We start from the raw sequence: 16,204 nt of genomic DNA, 5'->3' as shown, positions 1-16,204 counted from the left end.
CGATGGGCGACAACCGGGACCTGATTGCGCGCCGCGAGCGGCTGCTCGGGCGCAACATGTCGCTGTTCTACGAGGAGCCGGTGCATCTCGTGCGTGGCGAAGGCGTTTGGCTTTTTGATGCTGACGGCCGCCGCTACCTAGACTGCTACAACAACGTACCGCATGTCGGCCATTGCCATCCGCGGGTGACCGAGGCGATCGCCCGGCAGGCCTCAACCCTCAACACCCACACCCGCTATCTGCATGAAGGCATTCTCGACTATGTCGAGCGTCTGACCGCCACCTTCGACAACAGCCTCGACACGGCGATCCTGACCTGCACCGGCAGCGAGGCGAACGACGTGGCGCTGCGCATGGCCCAGGCCGTGACCGGCAAGACCGGGGTGATCGCCACCGACCACACTTATCACGGCAATACCGCCGCCGTTTCTCAGCTTTCGACCCGGATGCCGCCGGTCGGCGGCTTCGGCGGCCATGTCCGCCACGTGCCGGCGCCCGACAGCTACCGGCCGCTTGGCGGCGAGCCGGGCGCCGCTTTTGCCGCGGCCTTCACCGCCAAGGTCGAGGAAGCGATCGCCTCGCTGCAGCAAAGCCCGCACGGCTTCTCCGCGCTGATCATCGATCCCTTCTTCGCCAACGAAGGATTTCCGGAACTGCCCTCCGGCTTTCTCGACGGCGCCGTCGCCGCCGTCAGAAAGGCAGGCGGGCTCCTGATAGCCGACGAAGTGCAGCCGGGCTTCGGCCGAACCGGCGGCCATATGTGGGGGCACCAGAAGGCGGGCATCGTTCCCGATATCGTCACGCTTGGAAAGCCGATGGGCAACGGCCACCCGATCGGCGGCGTCGTTGCGGGCACCGAAACGCTCAACGCCTTCCGCCAAGCGTTTCGCTACTTCAACACCTTCGGCGGCAATCCGGTCTCCTGCGCAGCGGCCATGGCCGTGCTCGATGTGATCGCAGACGAAAACCTCATCGAGAACGCCGCCCAAGTCGGCGCCTATGCCAAGGCCGGCCTCGCGCGGCTTGCGGACAAACATGGAATGATCGGCGACATCAGGGGCAGCGGACTATTCTTCGGCGCGGAGCTCGTCACCGATCGCGCGGAAAAAACGCCAGCAAGCGCCCTCGCGACCAAGGTGATCAACGACATGAGCGAGCGCGGCGTGCTGATGGGCAAGCTCGGCATCCACCAGTGCACGACCAAGATCCGACCGCCGATGCCCTTTACCCGCGACAATGCGGATTTGATGCTGTCGACGCTCGACGACGTGCTTTCGGGCCTGTGAGCGACTGATGACGGCGGACCTGCCCAAACCCTTTCGCGACGCGCTCGACAACCGGGCGTGCCAGGCACTTGCCCATTGGGGCGTTGCTGACCAAGAGCCGGAGTTGCTGAAGTACCGGGAAAACGCCGTGTTTCGCGTCCACCTGGCCGATGGTCGCCCGGCGGCGCTGCGGCTGCACCGCGCCGGCTATCACAGTGCGGCGGCACTGCACTCGGAACTGCAATGGATGGCAGCACTCGGCAACAGCGGTCTCGCGGTGCCGCAACCGATCGCGACGACGGACGGGCGCTTGCTTGTCGCCCTGCCTGAAGGTGGCGCGTTTGCCGCACAGCATGCCGATGTGATCAACTGGATGGATGGAGAGCCATTGGGCGAAAGCGGTAAACCGCTGTCCCACTCACCCGAGAGGCTCGTCGAGATCTTCTCGGCGCTCGGCGCCTCCATGGCCGAGATGCATAACCTCGCCGATCGCTGGACGCCGACCGAGGGCTTTTGGCGTCCGACCTGGGATGAGGAAGGCCTGCTTGGGGATCGTCCGTTGTGGGGGCGCTTCTGGGATTGCGAGGGCCTATCGCCGGCCCAAGCCATGGCGCTATCGGCTTTGCGCGGTGACCTCAGGCGGCGCCTCGCAACTCTGCCGACTCCGGCTAAGGATTTCGGCCTCATCCATGCGGACCTCGTTCGGGAAAATGTGCTGGTCGGCGAGGCGGGCGTCAAACTCATCGACTTCGACGATGCTGGCTGGGGTTACCGCCTGTTCGATATCGCCACCGCCCTGCTGAAGAACCGACGCGAGCCGGCCTATGGAGCGATCGAGGCGGCGTTGATATCAGGCTATCGCAGCCGGCGCACGCTCAGCGCCGAGATGCTGTCCAGCCTGCCGCTGTTTCTTGTGCTTCGCAGTCTCACCTATATCGGCTGGTTCTCGGCGCGGCCGGAACTGCCGGGCGCCCGCGAGCGTGTCCTGCGCTACGCCGACGAGGCGCTGGCGCTTACCAAAGAGCTGGGCTTCACATGATGACCGAGAGCCAAAAACGCTCAGTCGTTGAGGCTGGCCAGTTCGTCCAGCATGTCGAGCAGGACTTCGACGCGTTCACGACCGTAGCGGGTTTCGAGGTCCTCGTAGATCGCCCGGCTCTCGGGGCTGACGTCGGCGATCACCCGCATGCCCTCGGGTGCAATCTCCAGGAGGACGCGCCGGCCGTCGTCGGCATCCTTGTGCTTGGTGATCAGGCCCCGCTCCTCGAGCGAGCGGATGATGCGGGTGAGGCTCGGCGCCAGGATGAAGGCCTTGTCGGCCATTTCCGACGCATCGACCCGGCCGGCCTCCGCCAGGATACGGATCACCCGCCATTGCTGCTCGGTGATGTCGTGGCGCGCCAGCATCGGGCGGAAATGCGCCATCACCGCTTCGCGCGCTCGCAGCAGCGCGATCGGCAGCGATCGGCGCGTGTTGTGCGGCAAAAGGGCGTCGTGACCAAGGTCAGCAGGGATTTTCTCGCGGCTCATAAGCGTTCTATCGGACATTTTCTTTCGTTCTGCAATTGGCAGGCGCGGGCAGAGACTTCGACCTTCTTGACACCGCCATCGATTTCATTAACGTGTTAAATATATGAGAGCGCATCGGGAGGAAAGATGCCGCACCTGACAATCGAATACTCAGGCAATCTCGACGACCGCGTCGACTTCGCCCGACTTTGCCGGACCGTCCACAAGACGATCCTCGGCACCGGCCTTTTCGAGCTCGGCGCCGTCAGGGTGCGCACGGTCCGGAGCCGCGACTATGCGATCGCCGACCTTTTGCCGGACAACAGCTTCATCGACATGTCCTTCCGCATCGGTCGCGGCCGCAGCGAGGCAGAGAAGAAGGCCACCGGCGAAGCCATCTTCAAGGCCGTGAGCGACGAACTTTCGGAGCTTTTCGCCACACCGCATTTTGCTCTCAGCCTGGAGATCCGCGAGATCGACCCGGATCTGAGCTGGAAGAAAAACGCCATTCACCCCCGGCTGCGCGCCACCAAAGGCTAGACGCGGCCACCCCCACACCACAGCAGCGCGCGGCGAAAGTCTGCGCCAGCATCGGAGAACACCATGTCCAAGCTCGATGAAAACCTCGCCAAGGCGGAAAGCTACCTCGCCCGCTTCAAGAGCGAAGGCGTGCTCAACCACATCAACGGCGAAGCGGTGTCGGCACTTGACGGCGAGACCTTCGAGACGATTTCGCCTGTCGATCTGAAACCGCTCGCAAGGATCGCCCGGGGCAAGGCTGCCGATATCGACCGGGCGGCAAAGGCCGCGAAAGCTGCCTTCGCCGAATGGGCTTCGATGCCCGGCGAAACCCGCAAGAAGCTGCTGCACAAGATCGCCGACGCGATCGTCGCACGCGCCGAGGAGATCGCCTTCGTCGAGTGTATGGACACCGGACAATCGCTGAAGTTCATGGCCAAGGCGGCGCTGCGGGGTGCCGAGAATTTCCGCTTCTTCGCCGACCGGGCGCCAGAAGCGCGCAACGGCAAGGTGCTGCGCGCCTCTGGCCAGATCAACATGACGACGCGCGTGCCGATCGGCCCGGTCGGCATCATCACCCCCTGGAACACGCCGTTCATGCTGTCGACCTGGAAGATTGCGCCTGCGCTTGCCGCCGGCTGCACGGTCGTGCACAAGCCGGCGGAATTGTCGCCGCTGACGGCGCGGCTGCTGGTCGAGATCGCCGAAGAAGCGGGCCTCCCGAAGGGCGTATGGAACCTCGTCAACGGCTTCGGCGAGGATGCCGGACGGGCGCTCACCGAGCACCCCGATATCAAGGCGATCGGCTTCGTCGGCGAGAGTCGCACCGGCTCGATGATCATGAAGCAGGGTGCCGAGACGCTGAAGCGGGTTCATTTCGAACTCGGCGGCAAGAACCCGGTGATCGTCTTTGCCGATGCCGATCTCGAACGCGCCGCCGATGCGGCGGTTTTCATGATCTACTCGCTAAACGGCGAACGCTGCACCTCGTCTTCGCGCCTGCTGGTCGAGCACAGCATCTACGAGCGCTTCACCGCGCTCGTCGCCGAAAAGGCCAAGCGCATCAAGGTCGGTCATCCGCTCGATCCGGAAACCGTCGTCGGCCCGCTCATCCATCCGGTGCACGAGAAGAAGGTGCTCGATTACATTCGCATCGGCCGCGAGGAAGGTGCTACCGTTGCTGCCGGCGGCGAAAAATTCGATGGTCCCGGCGGCGGCTGCTACGTCACCCCGACGCTCTTCACGGGCGCCAACAACGCGATGCGCATCGCTCAGGAAGAAATCTTCGGGCCGGTGCTGACGGCGATCCCGTTCAAGGACGAGGCAGACGCGCTGGCGTTGGCCAACGACGTACAATATGGCCTGACCGGCTATCTCTGGACCTCCGACGTCACCCGCGCCTTCCGCTTCACCGATCATCTCGAAGCCGGCATGATCTGGGTAAATTCGGAGAACGTGCGCCACCTGCCGACGCCCTTCGGCGGCGTCAAGAGCTCGGGCATCGGCCGCGACGGCGGCGACTGGTCGTTCGATTTTTACATGGAAACCAAGAACATCGCCTTTGCCAGCTCGGCGCATGCGATCGCCAAGCTCGGCGGCTGAGCGCGCTGGCAGAAAAATCTGGAGGAGACATCAATGCCCTTACCGAAACCGAACCTCTATCCGCCCTTCAACATCGTGCGGCTGAGCCATGTGGAACTCGCCGTCACCGACCTCGCAAAATCGCGCGCCTTCTATGTGGACGTGCTTGGCCTGCAGGTCACCGACGAGACGGCGGACACGATCTATCTCAGGGCCATGGAGGAGCGTGGCCATCACTGCATTATCCTGAAGAAGGCGGCGACTGCCGAGGCCCGTGACCTGGGCTTCAAGGTCTATGGTGACGAGGATCTCGAAAAGGCGGCGCACTTCTTTAGGGCCAAGGGCCTGCCTGTCGAGTGGATCGAACGCCCCTACCAGTCGCGGACCTTCCGCACCCGCGACCCGCAGGGCATCCCGCTCGAATTCTATTCGAAGATGGACCGCCTGCCGCCGATCCACCAGAAGTATGCGCTCTATCGCGGCGTGAAGCCGTTGCGCATCGATCATTTCAACTGCTTCTCGCCGGATGTCGACGAGGCCGTCGCCTTCTACAACGAGATCGGCTTCCGGGTGACGGAATACACCGCCGACGAGGAGACCGGACGGCTCTGGGCCGCCTGGACCCACCGCAAGGGCGGCGTGCACGACATCGCCTTTACCAACGGCCGCGGACCGCGCCTGCACCACACCGCCTTCTGGGTACCGACTCCGCTCAACATCATCGACCTGCTCGACCTGATGTCGACCTCCGGCTGGCTTTCCAACATCGAGCGCGGCCCCGGCCGACACGGCATCTCCAATGCCTTCTTCCTCTATGTGCGCGATCCGGATGGCCACCGCATCGAGATCTATTGCTCGGACTACCAGACGGTCGACCCGGATCTCGAGCCGATCAAATGGGACCTGAAGGACCCGCAGCGCCAGACGCTCTGGGGTGCGCCGGCACCGAAATCCTGGTTCGAGGAAGGCAGCGCGTTTGCCGGTGCCGAGACACGGGACTCGATCCTGAAAACCCAACCGATCATCGCGCCCTGACAGTTGGCAACAGGGATCGGGTAGGGCCAAGAGAGCAGGACGGGAGGAAGCAGATGGATCAGAAGACTTTTGGAGAATGGTCGCTAAGGGCAGCGCAGTGGGGTGCCGACTATCGAGCATCACTGCGCGACCGGCGAGTGCGTGCCCAGACGGCACCGGGTGCGATCGCCGCGCAGATACCATCGCGTCCGCCGCAGACGGGCGAGGACATGGAAGCGATCTTCGAGGATTTCGAGAAGATCATCCTGCCGGGCATGACCCACTGGCAGCATCCGCGGTTCTTCGCCTATTTCCCGGCGAACGCCGCACCCGTCTCCGTCGTTGCGGAATACCTGGTCACCGCCATGGCGGCGCAGTGCATGCTCTGGCAAACCTCGCCGGCGGCGACCGAGCTCGAAACGAAAGTGCTCGACTGGCTGCGCCAGGCGATCGGCCTGCCGGAGGGCTTCTCCGGGGTGATCCAGGATTCGGCCTCTTCGGCGACGCTCTCGGCCGTCCTTGTCATGCGCGAGAAGGCGCTTGGCTGGAACGGCAACAAGAAAGGCCTCGCAGGCCAGCAGCATCTGCGCATCTATTCCTCTGACCAGGTGCACACCTCGATCGACCGGGCAATCTGGGTGTCGGGCATCGGCGAGGAAAATCTCGTACGCATCCCGGCTAAGGGACCGCGACGCGCGATGGATGCGAGCGCGCTGGAAGCAGCCATCCTCAGGGATAAGGCGGCGGGGCTGCTACCCGCGGGCGTGATCGCCTGCACCGGCGGGACGAGCACCGGCGCCTGCGACGACATCGCCGAGGTGGTGCGCATCGCGCACGCGCATGGTCTCTACGTCCATGTCGATGCCGCCTGGGCGGGTGCCGCGATGATCTGCGAGGAATTCCGGGAACTCTGGGCCGGCGTCGAGAAGGCGGATTCGATCGTCTTCAACCCGCACAAATGGCTAGGCGCCCAGTTCGACTGCTCGGCGCATTTCATCCGCAGCCCGGACGATCTGGTCAAGACGCTGGCGATCCAGCCGGAATATCTGAAGACCCATGGCCGCGACGGCATCATCAACTATTCCGAATGGACGATCCCGCTCGGCCGGCGCTTCCGGGCGTTGAAACTCTGGTTCCTCTTGCGGTTCCACGGGCTCGCCGGTCTGCAGACGATGATCCGCAATCACGTGCGCTGGTCCGAGCGCCTCGCGGAGCGGCTCGCCGAACACAGGGATTTCGAGATCGTCACTCAACCCATGCTGTCGCTGTTCTCTTTCCGCCACCGCACCACCGGAGATGCGGACGCCCACAACATTGCTCTCGTCAATGCGATCAATGACGATGGCCGCATCTACCTGACGCAAACCCGCGTCGACGGCCACGTGGCGATCCGGTTCCAGGCTGGTCAGTTCGACATGACGGAAGAGGATGCCGACACCGCCTTCGAGGTCATCACCGAAGTCGCCGGTGCGCTGAACAAACATCGGAACGGAACGAAAGCCGCCCTATGACCCACCCCCGACTTGTCACCTTTTCAGCCGGCGAAAGACGGGGCTACGGCCTCGTTTCCGGAAGTGGTCTGATCGATCTTTCCAAGCGATATGCGTCGACCTGGCCTACGTTGCGCGAGGTGATCGAAGCAAGCGCGCTCGTTCGCCTTGCCGACGAGGCAGGCGGGCTGCCGGCAGACATTTCGCTCGATGACATCCGCTTTGAGATCCCGGTGCCGGCGCCGGAAAAAATCATCTGCGTCGGCGTCAACTTCCCCGACCGCAACGAAGAGTACAAAGACGGCCAGGCGGCACCCTCCAACCCGTCGCTGTTCATCCGCTTCCCGCGCTCGTTTACCGGGCACGGGCAGCCGCTGATCCGCCCGCCGGAAAGCCCGCAGCTCGATTATGAAGGCGAGATCGTCATCGTCATCGGCAAGGGCGGCCGTCGTATTCCCGAGGCGTCAGCACTCGACCACATCGCGGCTCTTTCGCTCTGCAATGAGGGCACGATCCGCGACTGGGTGCGCCACGCCAAGTTCAACGTCACGCAGGGCAAGAACTTCGACCGAACCGGCTCGATCGGCCCCTGGCTGGTGCCTTTCACCGATGAGGCACAGCTTGCCGATATCAGGCTCGAAACGCGGGTAAACGGCGAGGTGCGGCAGCAGGACCGCACCAGCCGGATGATCTTCTCCTTTCGCAAGATCATCAATTACGTCTCGACCTTCACGACGCTGGTTCCCGGCGACGTCATCGTTACCGGCACCCCCACTGGCGCTGGCGCGCGCTTCGATCCGCCGGTCTGGCTGAAACCCGGCGACATCGTCGAGGTCGAGGCCGAAGGCATCGGCACGCTCATCAACCCGATCGCCGACGAGGCCTGACCCATGCTCGACAAGATCCAGATCGAGGCGGCAGCGACCGCCCTCGACACCGCCGAGCGCGAGCGCGTCCAGACCGGACTACTCTCGCTCAAGCACCCCGAGATGACCATGGACGATGCCTATGCGGTGCAGGCCGCGTGGATAAGGCAGAAGATTGCCGCGGGCCGGCGGGTGATCGGCTGGAAGATCGGCCTTACCTCCAAGGCGATGCAATATGCGCTCAACATCGACATTCCCGATTCCGGCGTGCTGTTCGACGACATGCTGTTCGAGGACGGTGCGCGCATCCCCGGCACCCGCTTCATCCAGCCGCGCATCGAGGCCGAGATCGCGTTCGTGATGAAGGCGCCGCTTACCGGCCCCAACGTCACGGTTTTCGACGTGCTGAATGCGACGGATTACGTGACGCCGGCGCTCGAAATCCTCGACACCCGCATCCTGCGCATCGATCCGGAAACCAAGAAGGCACGCACCATCGTCGATACCATCTCCGATAACGCCGCCAATGCCGGCATCGTGCTCGGCGGCCGGCAGATGCGGCCCGACGCGGTCGACATGCGCTGGATGGGCGCAATCGTCTCACGCAACGCCGAGGTGGAGGAGACGGGGCTCGGCGCTGGCGTGCTCAACCATCCGGCCCGCGGCATCGCCTGGCTCGCCAATCGTCTCTCGCTTTACGGGGATCGGCTCGAGGCCGGCCAGATCGTGCTTGCCGGTTCCTTCATCCGCCCGGTCGAGGCCCGCCATGGCGATACCATCGTCGCCGATTTCGGACCATCCGGCACCGTCAGCTGCTTCTTCGAATAGGAACGACCATGCCCGCTCCCCGCAATCCGTTCAAACAGGCTCTCGCCGAGAAACGCACGCAGATCGGGCTGTGGCTGGCGCTCGCCAATCCCTATACCGCGGAGGTCTGTGGCGGCGCCGGCTTCGACTGGCTGCTGCTCGATGCCGAGCACGCCCCGAACGACGTGCCGCTTCTGGCGGCACAGCTTCAGGCACTCGCAGCCTCGCCAAGCCACACGATCGTCCGGCCGCCGATCGGCGAAACCTGGATGATCAAGCAGATCCTAGATATCGGCGCACAGACGCTGCTGATACCGATGGTCGAAAGCGCCGAACAGGCTCGCGCGCTGATGCGCGCCGTGCGCTATCCGCCCCACGGTGTGCGCGGTGTCGGCGCGGCCCTTGCGCGGGCGTCCGCCTTCAACCGCATCCCGGATTACCTGCAGACGGCCAACGACGAGATCTGCCTGCTGCTGCAGATCGAAAGCCGCGCCGGCCTTGCCGCCCTTGACGAGATCGCCACGATCGATGGCGTCGACGGCATCTTCATCGGCCCGGCCGACCTTGCTGCCGACATGGGTTTCCTCGGCAAGCCCGGCGCGCCGGAAATACAAGAGGCAGTCGAAGCGGCGCTGCTGCGCATCCAGTCGCACGGTAAAGCGGCCGGCATTCTCACGTCCGATCAGACGCTCGCACGGCGTTACCTCGAGCTCGGCGCCACCTTCGTCGCCGTCGGCAACGACGTCAGCCTGCTGGTCGGCGCAACGTCTAAACTGGCCGCGGAGTTCAGGGGGACCAAAGGTGATGCCGGAGCAGCGGGGCGATTGGGCGGTCCGTATTAATCTTGCCGGCAGCGGCACCGAATGCGAGCAGGCGCCCGATATCCCGACACCACCGGAACGCTGAACATCGTCGACTTAATCAGATTTAATCGCTATGATTAAGTTCGATCAATGGAGATGCATATGGAAACGAAAGTGCTGACGGCGCATGTTCCATTGCCGCTTGCGGAAAAGGTCGACCAGCTCGCCGCCCGCCTGGAAAGACCGCGCGGCTGGATCATCAAGCAGGCGCTTGCGGCCTGGGTTGACCAGGAAGAAGAACGACGCCGTTTGACGCTCGAGGCGCTCGCCGACGTTGATGCCGGAGGCGTCATCGATCACCAGTCGGTCCAGGCCTGGGCCGATAGCCTCGACAGCGACACGCCGCCTTCCGTTCCGCAATGATGGAGCTGAAATGGACGAAAAAGGCGCTGTCCGATCTGGCGCGCCTTTTTGAGTTTCTGGCACCAGTCAACAGAAAGGCTGCGGCGCGAACCGTCCAATCCTTGGTTGCCGCTCCGACCCATCTGGTCGAGCAGCCCCGACTCGGCGAGCGGCTGGACGAATTCGCACCCCGCGAAGTTCGCCGCCTGCTCGTTGGTCATTACGAGATGCGTTATGAGATTGACAAGACAACGATCTACATCCTCCGCATCTGGCACACACGCGAAGATCGTTGACGCATCGACATCAAGTGAGCGCGACGCGCTCCGTCGCTCAATTCATCATAGATTCCGATTTTGAGAATTCATGCGGCGGGAGTATAGCGATTCCACGCCCACCAGCATTGGATCCCGCCCATGACCGATACCGTTCTCGACCGCTTCCTTCGTTACGTCGTCATCGACACCCAGTCCGACCCGAAGTCGAAGACGCAGCCTTCAACGGAGAAGCAGAAGAACCTCGGCCGCGTGCTCGTCGAAGAATTGCTCGCCATCGGTCTTAAAGACGCGCATCTCGACGAAAACGGTTATGTCTACGCCACCATTCCTTCGAACGTGGACAGGCCAGTGCCGGTCATCTGCTGGTGCTCGCATATGGACACGGCGCCCGATTTCACCGGCACCAATGTCAAACCGCAGATCCTCAGCAACTACCAGGGCAGCGACATCCGGCTTGTGGGTGACCCGCAGCAGGTTATCCGCGTCAGCGATCACCCGGTTCTGAACGACCAGATCGGCAACGACATCGTTACCACCGACGGCACGACGCTGCTCGGCGCCGACGACAAGGCCGGCCTCGCTGAAATTGTCACGGCTGCACAGATCCTGGTCGACAATCCCGACATTAAGCACGGCACGATCAAGCTGCTCTTCACCACCGACGAGGAGATCGGCCGCGGCGTCGACAAGGTCGATCTGAAGAAGCTCGGCGCCGACTTCGCCTATACCGTCGACGGCGAAACGGCCGGGCATATCGAGGACGAGACGTTTTCCGCCGATGGCGTCGAGATCATCATTCACGGCGTTGCCATCCATCCCGGTTTCGCCAAGGACAAGATGGAGAATGCCATCAAGATCGCCGGCACGATCATTAGCCGGCTACCTCGTGACGTATCACCGGAGGGAACAGAGGGCCGAGATGGCTTCGTGCATCCGACCGGTGTGACCGGCTCCATGGACAAGGCGCAGCTTGACTTCATCGTGCGCGATTTCGACGAGGCCGGCTTGGCCAAGAAGGAGGCCATGCTCGAGGCGATCGTCAAGGACGTCATGACCGCTTTCCCGGGCTCGACCTACAGCTTCGAGGTCAAGGAACAGTATCGCAACATGAAGGCAGTGCTCGACCGCAATGCGGAAATCGTCGAGAACGCCATCGAGGCGATCCGGCGCGCCGGCATGCAGCCGGTGCGCGGCAGCATCCGCGGCGGCACGGACGGCTCGCGGCTCTCCTTCATGGGCCTGCCCTCGGCCAACCTTTTTGCCGGCGGTCATGCCTTCCACTCGCCGCTCGAATGGGTCAGCCGCCAAGACATGGAGCGGAGTGTCAAGACACTCGTCGAACTAGCGAAGATCTGGGCGGAGCGCGCCTGAGGCAACAACCTCTGCGAAGGGAGACAACGATCGGCATTTCGCGAACAGAGATCGGGCGATGAGTGCGGCGCGAGGCTCGAAACGGGCGCCGGCCAAGCCGGCTTCGCTGGCGACCAATCCGCCGACCTTCGAGCACATCGTCACCGGCGTCAACGAGACGTTTTTATGGCGTCTCGACAACTATCCCTGGGAACGGAACGTCTGGAACTTCCATCCGGAAATCGAGATCCATCTCATCCGGAAAGCCTCTGGCCTTGCCTTCGTCGGCGATCACATCGGCCAGTTCGATCCGGGCTACCTGACGGTCATCGGCAGCAATCTGCCGCATGACTGGGTGACGGCGACCGAGCCCGACGAAATCATCGAAGGTCGCGACATCGTCATCCAGTTCCATCCGGACCGGATGCGCGAGATCACCGACGCCTTGCCGGAGTTTGCCGAGCTCGAGGCCTTTTTTGCCCGCGCCGAACGCGGACTGGTATTTCACGGTGAAGCCCGCGCCGAGGGCGCGGATCTGATCGAACGCATGGGCAGCCTTCAGGGGTTCTCCCGCTTCTCGCTGTTCATCCAGCTCCTCGATCTTCTCGTCAACACCGAGGAATACGAGCTGCTCTCCTCGCCGGAATTCGCGCCAGAGCTCGACCAGCAATCGCTCGACGTGCTGCGCGGCGCTCTGGCCTTCATCTACGAGAACATCGCAACCGATATCCATCTGGCCGATCTCGCCAGGCGCGCCGGCATGAGCGAGACGGCCTTTTCCCGCTTCTTCAAGAAGAACACCGGCAACACCTTTACCGACCACGTCAACAAGCTGCGGATCTGGCAGGCTTGCAAGCTCTTGGCCGAAACCGACATGCCGATCACCGACATCTGCTTCGAGGTCGGATACCTCAACATCTCCAACTTCAACCGCACCTTCCTGCGCCAGCACAAGATGACGCCGTCGGCCTATCGACGGCTGACGGGACAGCGCCGTCCGGCACGCTTTTAGGGTCGGCTCCCGAACGCAGACGATGAATCCTTGCGTTTGCTGCACCGCAAATAGCTGATGATGGGTAGAATTACGCAAGAAAGTACAGATTAGCCGCATCGAGCGCGCTAGCTCGGTGCGTCATTGCGCCTATCATCAAGACCAGCGAAACGGTTCGCTATCGGGAAGAGCGCGTTGGATCTGAGGAGTTTCCGGCGCGTATCGCAAAGACCTTGGGGAGGTCCTTCACATGACAAAACCAAAGACGCTCGTTTCGAGCATCGCCTTCGCATGCCTTCTTTCCACCGGCCTGACGACACTGGCGGTCGCTGCCGAATGCTCCGGCACGATCAAGGTGCTGGCCCAGCCGCGCGACGGCCTGACGCTGCTCGAAGACTACAAGTCCGAATTCGAGAAGCTCTCCGGCGGTGCATCCTTCGAGATCGACTATCTCAACGAAAACGACCGGCGCGCCAAGACCAAGGCCGACGCTTCGACCATCGGCAAGTACAACGTCTATTACATCGACGAGGCCAACGTCGCGCTCTTTGCGTCCGCCGGCTGGGTCGCGCCATTGATGGACTACTATCCTGCAGACTACGACTATGCCGATTTCGATCCCGGCCGGCAGAAGGTCGCGACCTATGACGGCAAGGTCTGGTTTGCGCCGATCACCGGCGGCGGTGACCTCATGGTCTACCGCAAGGACCTGCTCGAAGCGGCCGGCATCGCGCCGCCGAAGACGCTCGACGAATACATCGCCGCGGTGAAGAAGCTCAATCAACCGGACCAGGGCATCTATGGCACGGCACTGCGCGGCCAGCGCGGCTCGGGCGCCAATGTCTGGCGCTGGATGCCATTCTTCAAGGGGTTCGGCGGCAACTGGTTCGACGGCAAGACGCCGGTCTTCGACGGCGAACAGGCAGTCAAGGCGACCGAGACCTATCTCGAACTGTTCAAGTACTCGGCACCGGGCAGCCAGACCGGCGGCTGGGACGAGGCAGTCGGCGCCTTCACCTCCGGCCAGGTGGCGATGCTCATCGAATCCACCCCGCTCGTCGGCATGGCGATCGATCCGAAATCCTCGAAGGTGGCGGGCAAGGTCGGCTACCTGCCGCCTCCGGCACCGCTGACGGGCGGCGGCTACGGCCATGGTCTCGCGATCGGCGTGAAGGCCAACAAGGACGAGGCCTCCAAGACATGCGCCGGTCTGTTCATCGCGTGGGCGACCTCCAAGGAAAACGAGGCGCGGCGGCTCGAGGCCAATCAGTTCAGCGAGCTCAACCGCACCAGCATCATGACCAGCCCGAAATTCGCGGAGCTCTATGGTCCCGATCTCGGCCAGGCGCTCGCCGACACCGGCAAGGTCACTGCCGTCAATTTCTGGCAGAGCCCGCAATGGCCTGACCTCGGCGACCGTTGGGGCATCATCCTGGAAGAGCTGATCACCGGAACGCGCAGCGACATCAAGGAAGGCCTCGACGAGCTCGACGGCTTTGCAAAGGACCTGGTTGCCCGCAGCCAGTAACACCGTTCCTCCCAGGGTCCATCGGCAGGCTGAAAGCCGCGCCGGTGGACCGCCGCACCATCGGCGCGACAAGCCGTAGGACGTCTCACATGAAGCAGAAAAACAGCCTGCCGGCGGTGTTCCTCACCCCGGCCATGGGGATCCTCGCCGTGCTGGCACTCGTGCCGACGGCCTATGCGATCTACATTTCCTTCCAGAACCGCGAGCTCAGCCGTCCCGACGGCAACCTCATCGGCTTCGCCAACTATATCGACCTCTTCTCTGATCGGCGTTTCATCAACGCCATCGGCGTCTCCCTGACATGGGAAGCGGTGACCGTCGGCATGACGCTTCTGATCGCCGTCGGCCTCGGCATCCTTCTGTTCGAATGCGTCTCGCCGCGCACACGCAATCTGCTGACGCTCTTGTTTCTGGTGCCGGTGATCCTGCCGCGCGTTTCGGCCGCCTTCGTCTGGAAGTTCGCCTTTCATCCGCTCTATGGCATAGCAACCTATCCCTACAAGGCGATCACAGGCCAGCCGCTCGACCTGCTCTCCAATCCGGCAACCGCACTTGCGACCGTCGCGCTCGTCGACGTCTGGCAATGGGGCCTGTTCTTCGCCGTCATCGTGCTGAAGTTGCTGGAGACGCTGCCGCCACAGCCGTTCGAGGCGGCAAGGCTCGACCACGCCCGCACCTGGGAGATCTACGCCTTCATCGCCCTGCCGATGCTGAAGGCGCCACTGATCTCGCTCGCCTTCGTCAAGATGATCGAGTCGCTGCGCGCCTTCGACCTGATCTACGTCATGACCCGCGGCGGCCCCGGCATCGCGACTGAGACACTCGACATGTACGCCTTTTCGCAAGGCTTCATCGAGTCCGGCCGCATTTCCTACGCCTCAAGCATGGCCGTACTGATGATGATCGCCACCTCGATCGCCTTCACCTTCATCTGGAAGAGGGTTCAGTGATGACTGCCCACACTCTTGGCCGCCTCATTGGCCGATTGATCCTCGCCCTTGCCGCTTTCTCCGCCGTCTTTCCGATGTTCTGGACGGCGCTCAACGCCTTCAAGAACCGCGTCGACATCGTCACGCCGACACCGCTGTTCATCTTTGAGCCGACGCTCGACAACTTCGCCTACGTGCTTGGCCGTGAAAGTGTCTTTGCCGGCCTCGTCAACTCGCTCTTGATATCAGGCGCTGCGGTTCTGATCGGTGCCATGCTCGGCCTGCCGGCGGCTTATGCGATCGCGCGCTATCCCAACCGCTGGTCCCGCGACATCCAGTTCTTCGTGCTGTCGCTGCGCTTCCTGCCGCCGGTGGCGATCGCCATTCCGCTGATGGTGATCTGGCTCGACTTCGGGCTTTACGACACGCGCCTCTCGATGATCGTCACCTATTCGCTGCTGACGCTTGCGACCATCATCTGGCTCAGCGTTCCGGCCTTCGCCCGAGTGCCGAAGGAAGTCGAGGAAGCCGCCCGCGTCGACGGTTATGGCCCCTATGCGATCTTCTTCCTCATCGCGCTGCCGATAGCGCTGCGCTCGCTCATCGGCGCCGTCGCCTTCGCCTTCGTGCTCGTCTGGAACGAGTTCCTGATCGCACTGATGCTGACGACGTCGGACGCCAAGACCCTGCCGATCGTAGCTTCGGAACTGACCCAGCTCGGCCGAGACGTGCCCTGGGGCATTCTCAACGCCTCCGTCGTGCTTCTGTCCATCCCGCCGCTGCTCTTCATCGGGGTCCTAAGCGGCATGCTCAACAGCGCCTTCAAGCGCAAGACCCAATGAAACCCGAGACTGGAAAAACAAGGAAATCCT

Annotated in this window: 17 protein-coding genes; 16 read left to right on the top strand and 1 reads right to left on the bottom strand. The window is 63.0% G+C overall.

What is annotated here, in order from left to right:
* Positions 1-2 precede the first annotated feature (2 nt).
* Entirely contained in the window at positions 3-1,286 is a 1,284-nt protein-coding gene (locus tag ACN9MO_RS27550; RefSeq protein WP_113133295.1) for an aspartate aminotransferase family protein, read from the top strand.
* 7 nt (positions 1,287-1,293) lie between these two features.
* A complete protein-coding gene (locus tag ACN9MO_RS27545) occupies positions 1,294-2,304 on the top strand; it encodes a phosphotransferase (RefSeq protein WP_113133296.1) in 1,011 nt (336 codons plus the stop codon).
* A 20-nt stretch (positions 2,305-2,324) separates the two neighbouring features.
* Here the strand turns inward: ACN9MO_RS27545 and hpaR are convergent, their stop codons facing one another.
* Complete coding sequence (gene hpaR / locus ACN9MO_RS27540) at positions 2,325-2,813, bottom strand: homoprotocatechuate degradation operon regulator HpaR (protein ID WP_375374108.1); 489 nt, start codon at positions 2,811-2,813, stop codon at positions 2,325-2,327.
* A gap of 108 nt (positions 2,814-2,921) precedes the next feature.
* Here hpaR and ACN9MO_RS27535 point away from each other — a divergent pair, with 108 nt between their 5' ends.
* The 14 genes from ACN9MO_RS27535 (at position 2,922) to ACN9MO_RS27470 (ending at position 16,174) form a co-directional block, all read left to right on the top strand.
* A complete protein-coding gene (locus ACN9MO_RS27535) occupies positions 2,922-3,314 on the top strand; it encodes a 5-carboxymethyl-2-hydroxymuconate Delta-isomerase (protein ID WP_113133297.1) in 393 nt (130 codons plus the stop codon).
* A gap of 63 nt (positions 3,315-3,377) precedes the next feature.
* Positions 3,378-4,895: a 5-carboxymethyl-2-hydroxymuconate semialdehyde dehydrogenase gene (gene hpaE, locus ACN9MO_RS27530; protein WP_113133298.1), complete on the top strand. Its 1,518-nt coding sequence runs from the start codon at positions 3,378-3,380 to the stop codon at positions 4,893-4,895.
* A 33-nt stretch (positions 4,896-4,928) separates the two neighbouring features.
* Positions 4,929-5,909, top strand: coding sequence for a 3,4-dihydroxyphenylacetate 2,3-dioxygenase (hpaD, locus tag ACN9MO_RS27525; protein ID WP_113133299.1), 981 nt, complete (start codon positions 4,929-4,931; stop codon positions 5,907-5,909).
* A gap of 53 nt (positions 5,910-5,962) precedes the next feature.
* Positions 5,963-7,399, top strand: coding sequence for a pyridoxal-dependent decarboxylase (locus tag ACN9MO_RS27520; RefSeq protein ID WP_113133300.1), 1,437 nt, complete (start codon positions 5,963-5,965; stop codon positions 7,397-7,399).
* Complete coding sequence (locus ACN9MO_RS27515) at positions 7,396-8,265, top strand: fumarylacetoacetate hydrolase family protein (RefSeq protein ID WP_057251233.1); 870 nt, start codon at positions 7,396-7,398, stop codon at positions 8,263-8,265. The genes ACN9MO_RS27520 and ACN9MO_RS27515 overlap by 4 nt, the downstream gene beginning before the upstream one ends.
* A 3-nt stretch (positions 8,266-8,268) precedes the next feature.
* The gene (gene hpaH / locus ACN9MO_RS27510; protein WP_113133301.1) at positions 8,269-9,072 is read left to right on the top strand and encodes a 2-oxo-hept-4-ene-1,7-dioate hydratase; all 804 of its coding nucleotides are present in this window, start codon (positions 8,269-8,271) and stop codon (positions 9,070-9,072) included.
* Between the two features lie 8 nt (positions 9,073-9,080).
* A complete protein-coding gene (gene hpaI / locus ACN9MO_RS27505) occupies positions 9,081-9,893 on the top strand; it encodes a 4-hydroxy-2-oxoheptanedioate aldolase (RefSeq protein WP_113133302.1) in 813 nt (270 codons plus the stop codon).
* 123 nt (positions 9,894-10,016) lie between these two features.
* The gene (locus ACN9MO_RS27500; RefSeq protein ID WP_057251236.1) at positions 10,017-10,277 is read left to right on the top strand and encodes a CopG family ribbon-helix-helix protein; all 261 of its coding nucleotides are present in this window, start codon (positions 10,017-10,019) and stop codon (positions 10,275-10,277) included.
* Positions 10,277-10,552 (top strand): type II toxin-antitoxin system RelE/ParE family toxin, encoded by a 276-nt coding sequence (locus ACN9MO_RS27495; protein ID WP_057251237.1) that lies wholly within the window; start codon positions 10,277-10,279, stop codon positions 10,550-10,552. Before ACN9MO_RS27500 ends, ACN9MO_RS27495 begins: the two co-directional genes overlap by 1 nt.
* A gap of 120 nt (positions 10,553-10,672) precedes the next feature.
* On the top strand, positions 10,673-11,905 hold the full coding sequence (gene pepT, locus ACN9MO_RS27490) for a peptidase T (protein ID WP_057251238.1): 1,233 nt from the start codon (positions 10,673-10,675) through the stop codon (positions 11,903-11,905).
* A 58-nt stretch (positions 11,906-11,963) separates the two neighbouring features.
* Entirely contained in the window at positions 11,964-12,896 is a 933-nt protein-coding gene (locus tag ACN9MO_RS27485; RefSeq protein ID WP_112994042.1) for a helix-turn-helix domain-containing protein, read from the top strand.
* Positions 12,897-13,125: 229 nt separating this feature from the next.
* Complete coding sequence (locus ACN9MO_RS27480) at positions 13,126-14,403, top strand: ABC transporter substrate-binding protein (RefSeq protein ID WP_112994041.1); 1,278 nt, start codon at positions 13,126-13,128, stop codon at positions 14,401-14,403.
* Positions 14,404-14,492: 89 nt separating this feature from the next.
* Positions 14,493-15,353: a carbohydrate ABC transporter permease gene (locus tag ACN9MO_RS27475; RefSeq protein WP_112994040.1), complete on the top strand. Its 861-nt coding sequence runs from the start codon at positions 14,493-14,495 to the stop codon at positions 15,351-15,353.
* Complete coding sequence (locus tag ACN9MO_RS27470; protein WP_057251240.1) at positions 15,353-16,174, top strand: carbohydrate ABC transporter permease; 822 nt, start codon at positions 15,353-15,355, stop codon at positions 16,172-16,174. The genes ACN9MO_RS27475 and ACN9MO_RS27470 overlap by 1 nt, the downstream gene beginning before the upstream one ends.
* Positions 16,175-16,204: the final 30 nt, after the last annotated feature.

Origin of the sequence: Ensifer sp. R-19 (assembly GCF_049905105.1) — a bacterium.
GTDB lineage: Bacteria > Pseudomonadota > Alphaproteobacteria > Rhizobiales > Rhizobiaceae > Ensifer.
This window is presented reverse-complemented; position numbering and strand designations above follow the sequence as displayed.

Excerpts from the sequence above, each read along its gene's own strand:
- ACN9MO_RS27500 (WP_057251236.1), top strand. The coding sequence starts at position 10,017 with ATGGAAACGAAAGTGCTGACGGCGCATGTTCCATTGCCGCTTGCGGAA.
- ACN9MO_RS27520 (WP_113133300.1), top strand. The coding sequence starts at position 5,963 with ATGGATCAGAAGACTTTTGGAGAATGGTCGCTAAGGGCAGCGCAGTGG.
- ACN9MO_RS27495 (WP_057251237.1), top strand. The coding sequence starts at position 10,277 with ATGGAGCTGAAATGGACGAAAAAGGCGCTGTCCGATCTGGCGCGCCTT.
- ACN9MO_RS27550 (WP_113133295.1), top strand. The coding sequence starts at position 3 with ATGGGCGACAACCGGGACCTGATTGCGCGCCGCGAGCGGCTGCTCGGG.
- hpaI (WP_113133302.1), top strand. The coding sequence starts at position 9,081 with ATGCCCGCTCCCCGCAATCCGTTCAAACAGGCTCTCGCCGAGAAACGC.
- ACN9MO_RS27475 (WP_112994040.1), top strand. The coding sequence starts at position 14,493 with ATGAAGCAGAAAAACAGCCTGCCGGCGGTGTTCCTCACCCCGGCCATG.
- ACN9MO_RS27535 (WP_113133297.1), top strand. The coding sequence starts at position 2,922 with ATGCCGCACCTGACAATCGAATACTCAGGCAATCTCGACGACCGCGTC.
- ACN9MO_RS27515 (WP_057251233.1), top strand. The coding sequence starts at position 7,396 with ATGACCCACCCCCGACTTGTCACCTTTTCAGCCGGCGAAAGACGGGGC.
- hpaE (WP_113133298.1), top strand. The coding sequence starts at position 3,378 with ATGTCCAAGCTCGATGAAAACCTCGCCAAGGCGGAAAGCTACCTCGCC.
- hpaD (WP_113133299.1), top strand. The coding sequence starts at position 4,929 with ATGCCCTTACCGAAACCGAACCTCTATCCGCCCTTCAACATCGTGCGG.
- hpaH (WP_113133301.1), top strand. The coding sequence starts at position 8,269 with ATGCTCGACAAGATCCAGATCGAGGCGGCAGCGACCGCCCTCGACACC.
- ACN9MO_RS27485 (WP_112994042.1), top strand. The coding sequence starts at position 11,964 with ATGAGTGCGGCGCGAGGCTCGAAACGGGCGCCGGCCAAGCCGGCTTCG.
- pepT (WP_057251238.1), top strand. The coding sequence starts at position 10,673 with ATGACCGATACCGTTCTCGACCGCTTCCTTCGTTACGTCGTCATCGAC.
- ACN9MO_RS27480 (WP_112994041.1), top strand. The coding sequence starts at position 13,126 with ATGACAAAACCAAAGACGCTCGTTTCGAGCATCGCCTTCGCATGCCTT.
- ACN9MO_RS27470 (WP_057251240.1), top strand. The coding sequence starts at position 15,353 with ATGACTGCCCACACTCTTGGCCGCCTCATTGGCCGATTGATCCTCGCC.
- ACN9MO_RS27545 (WP_113133296.1), top strand. The coding sequence starts at position 1,294 with ATGACGGCGGACCTGCCCAAACCCTTTCGCGACGCGCTCGACAACCGG.
- hpaR (WP_375374108.1), bottom strand. The coding sequence starts at position 2,813 with ATGTCCGATAGAACGCTTATGAGCCGCGAGAAAATCCCTGCTGACCTT.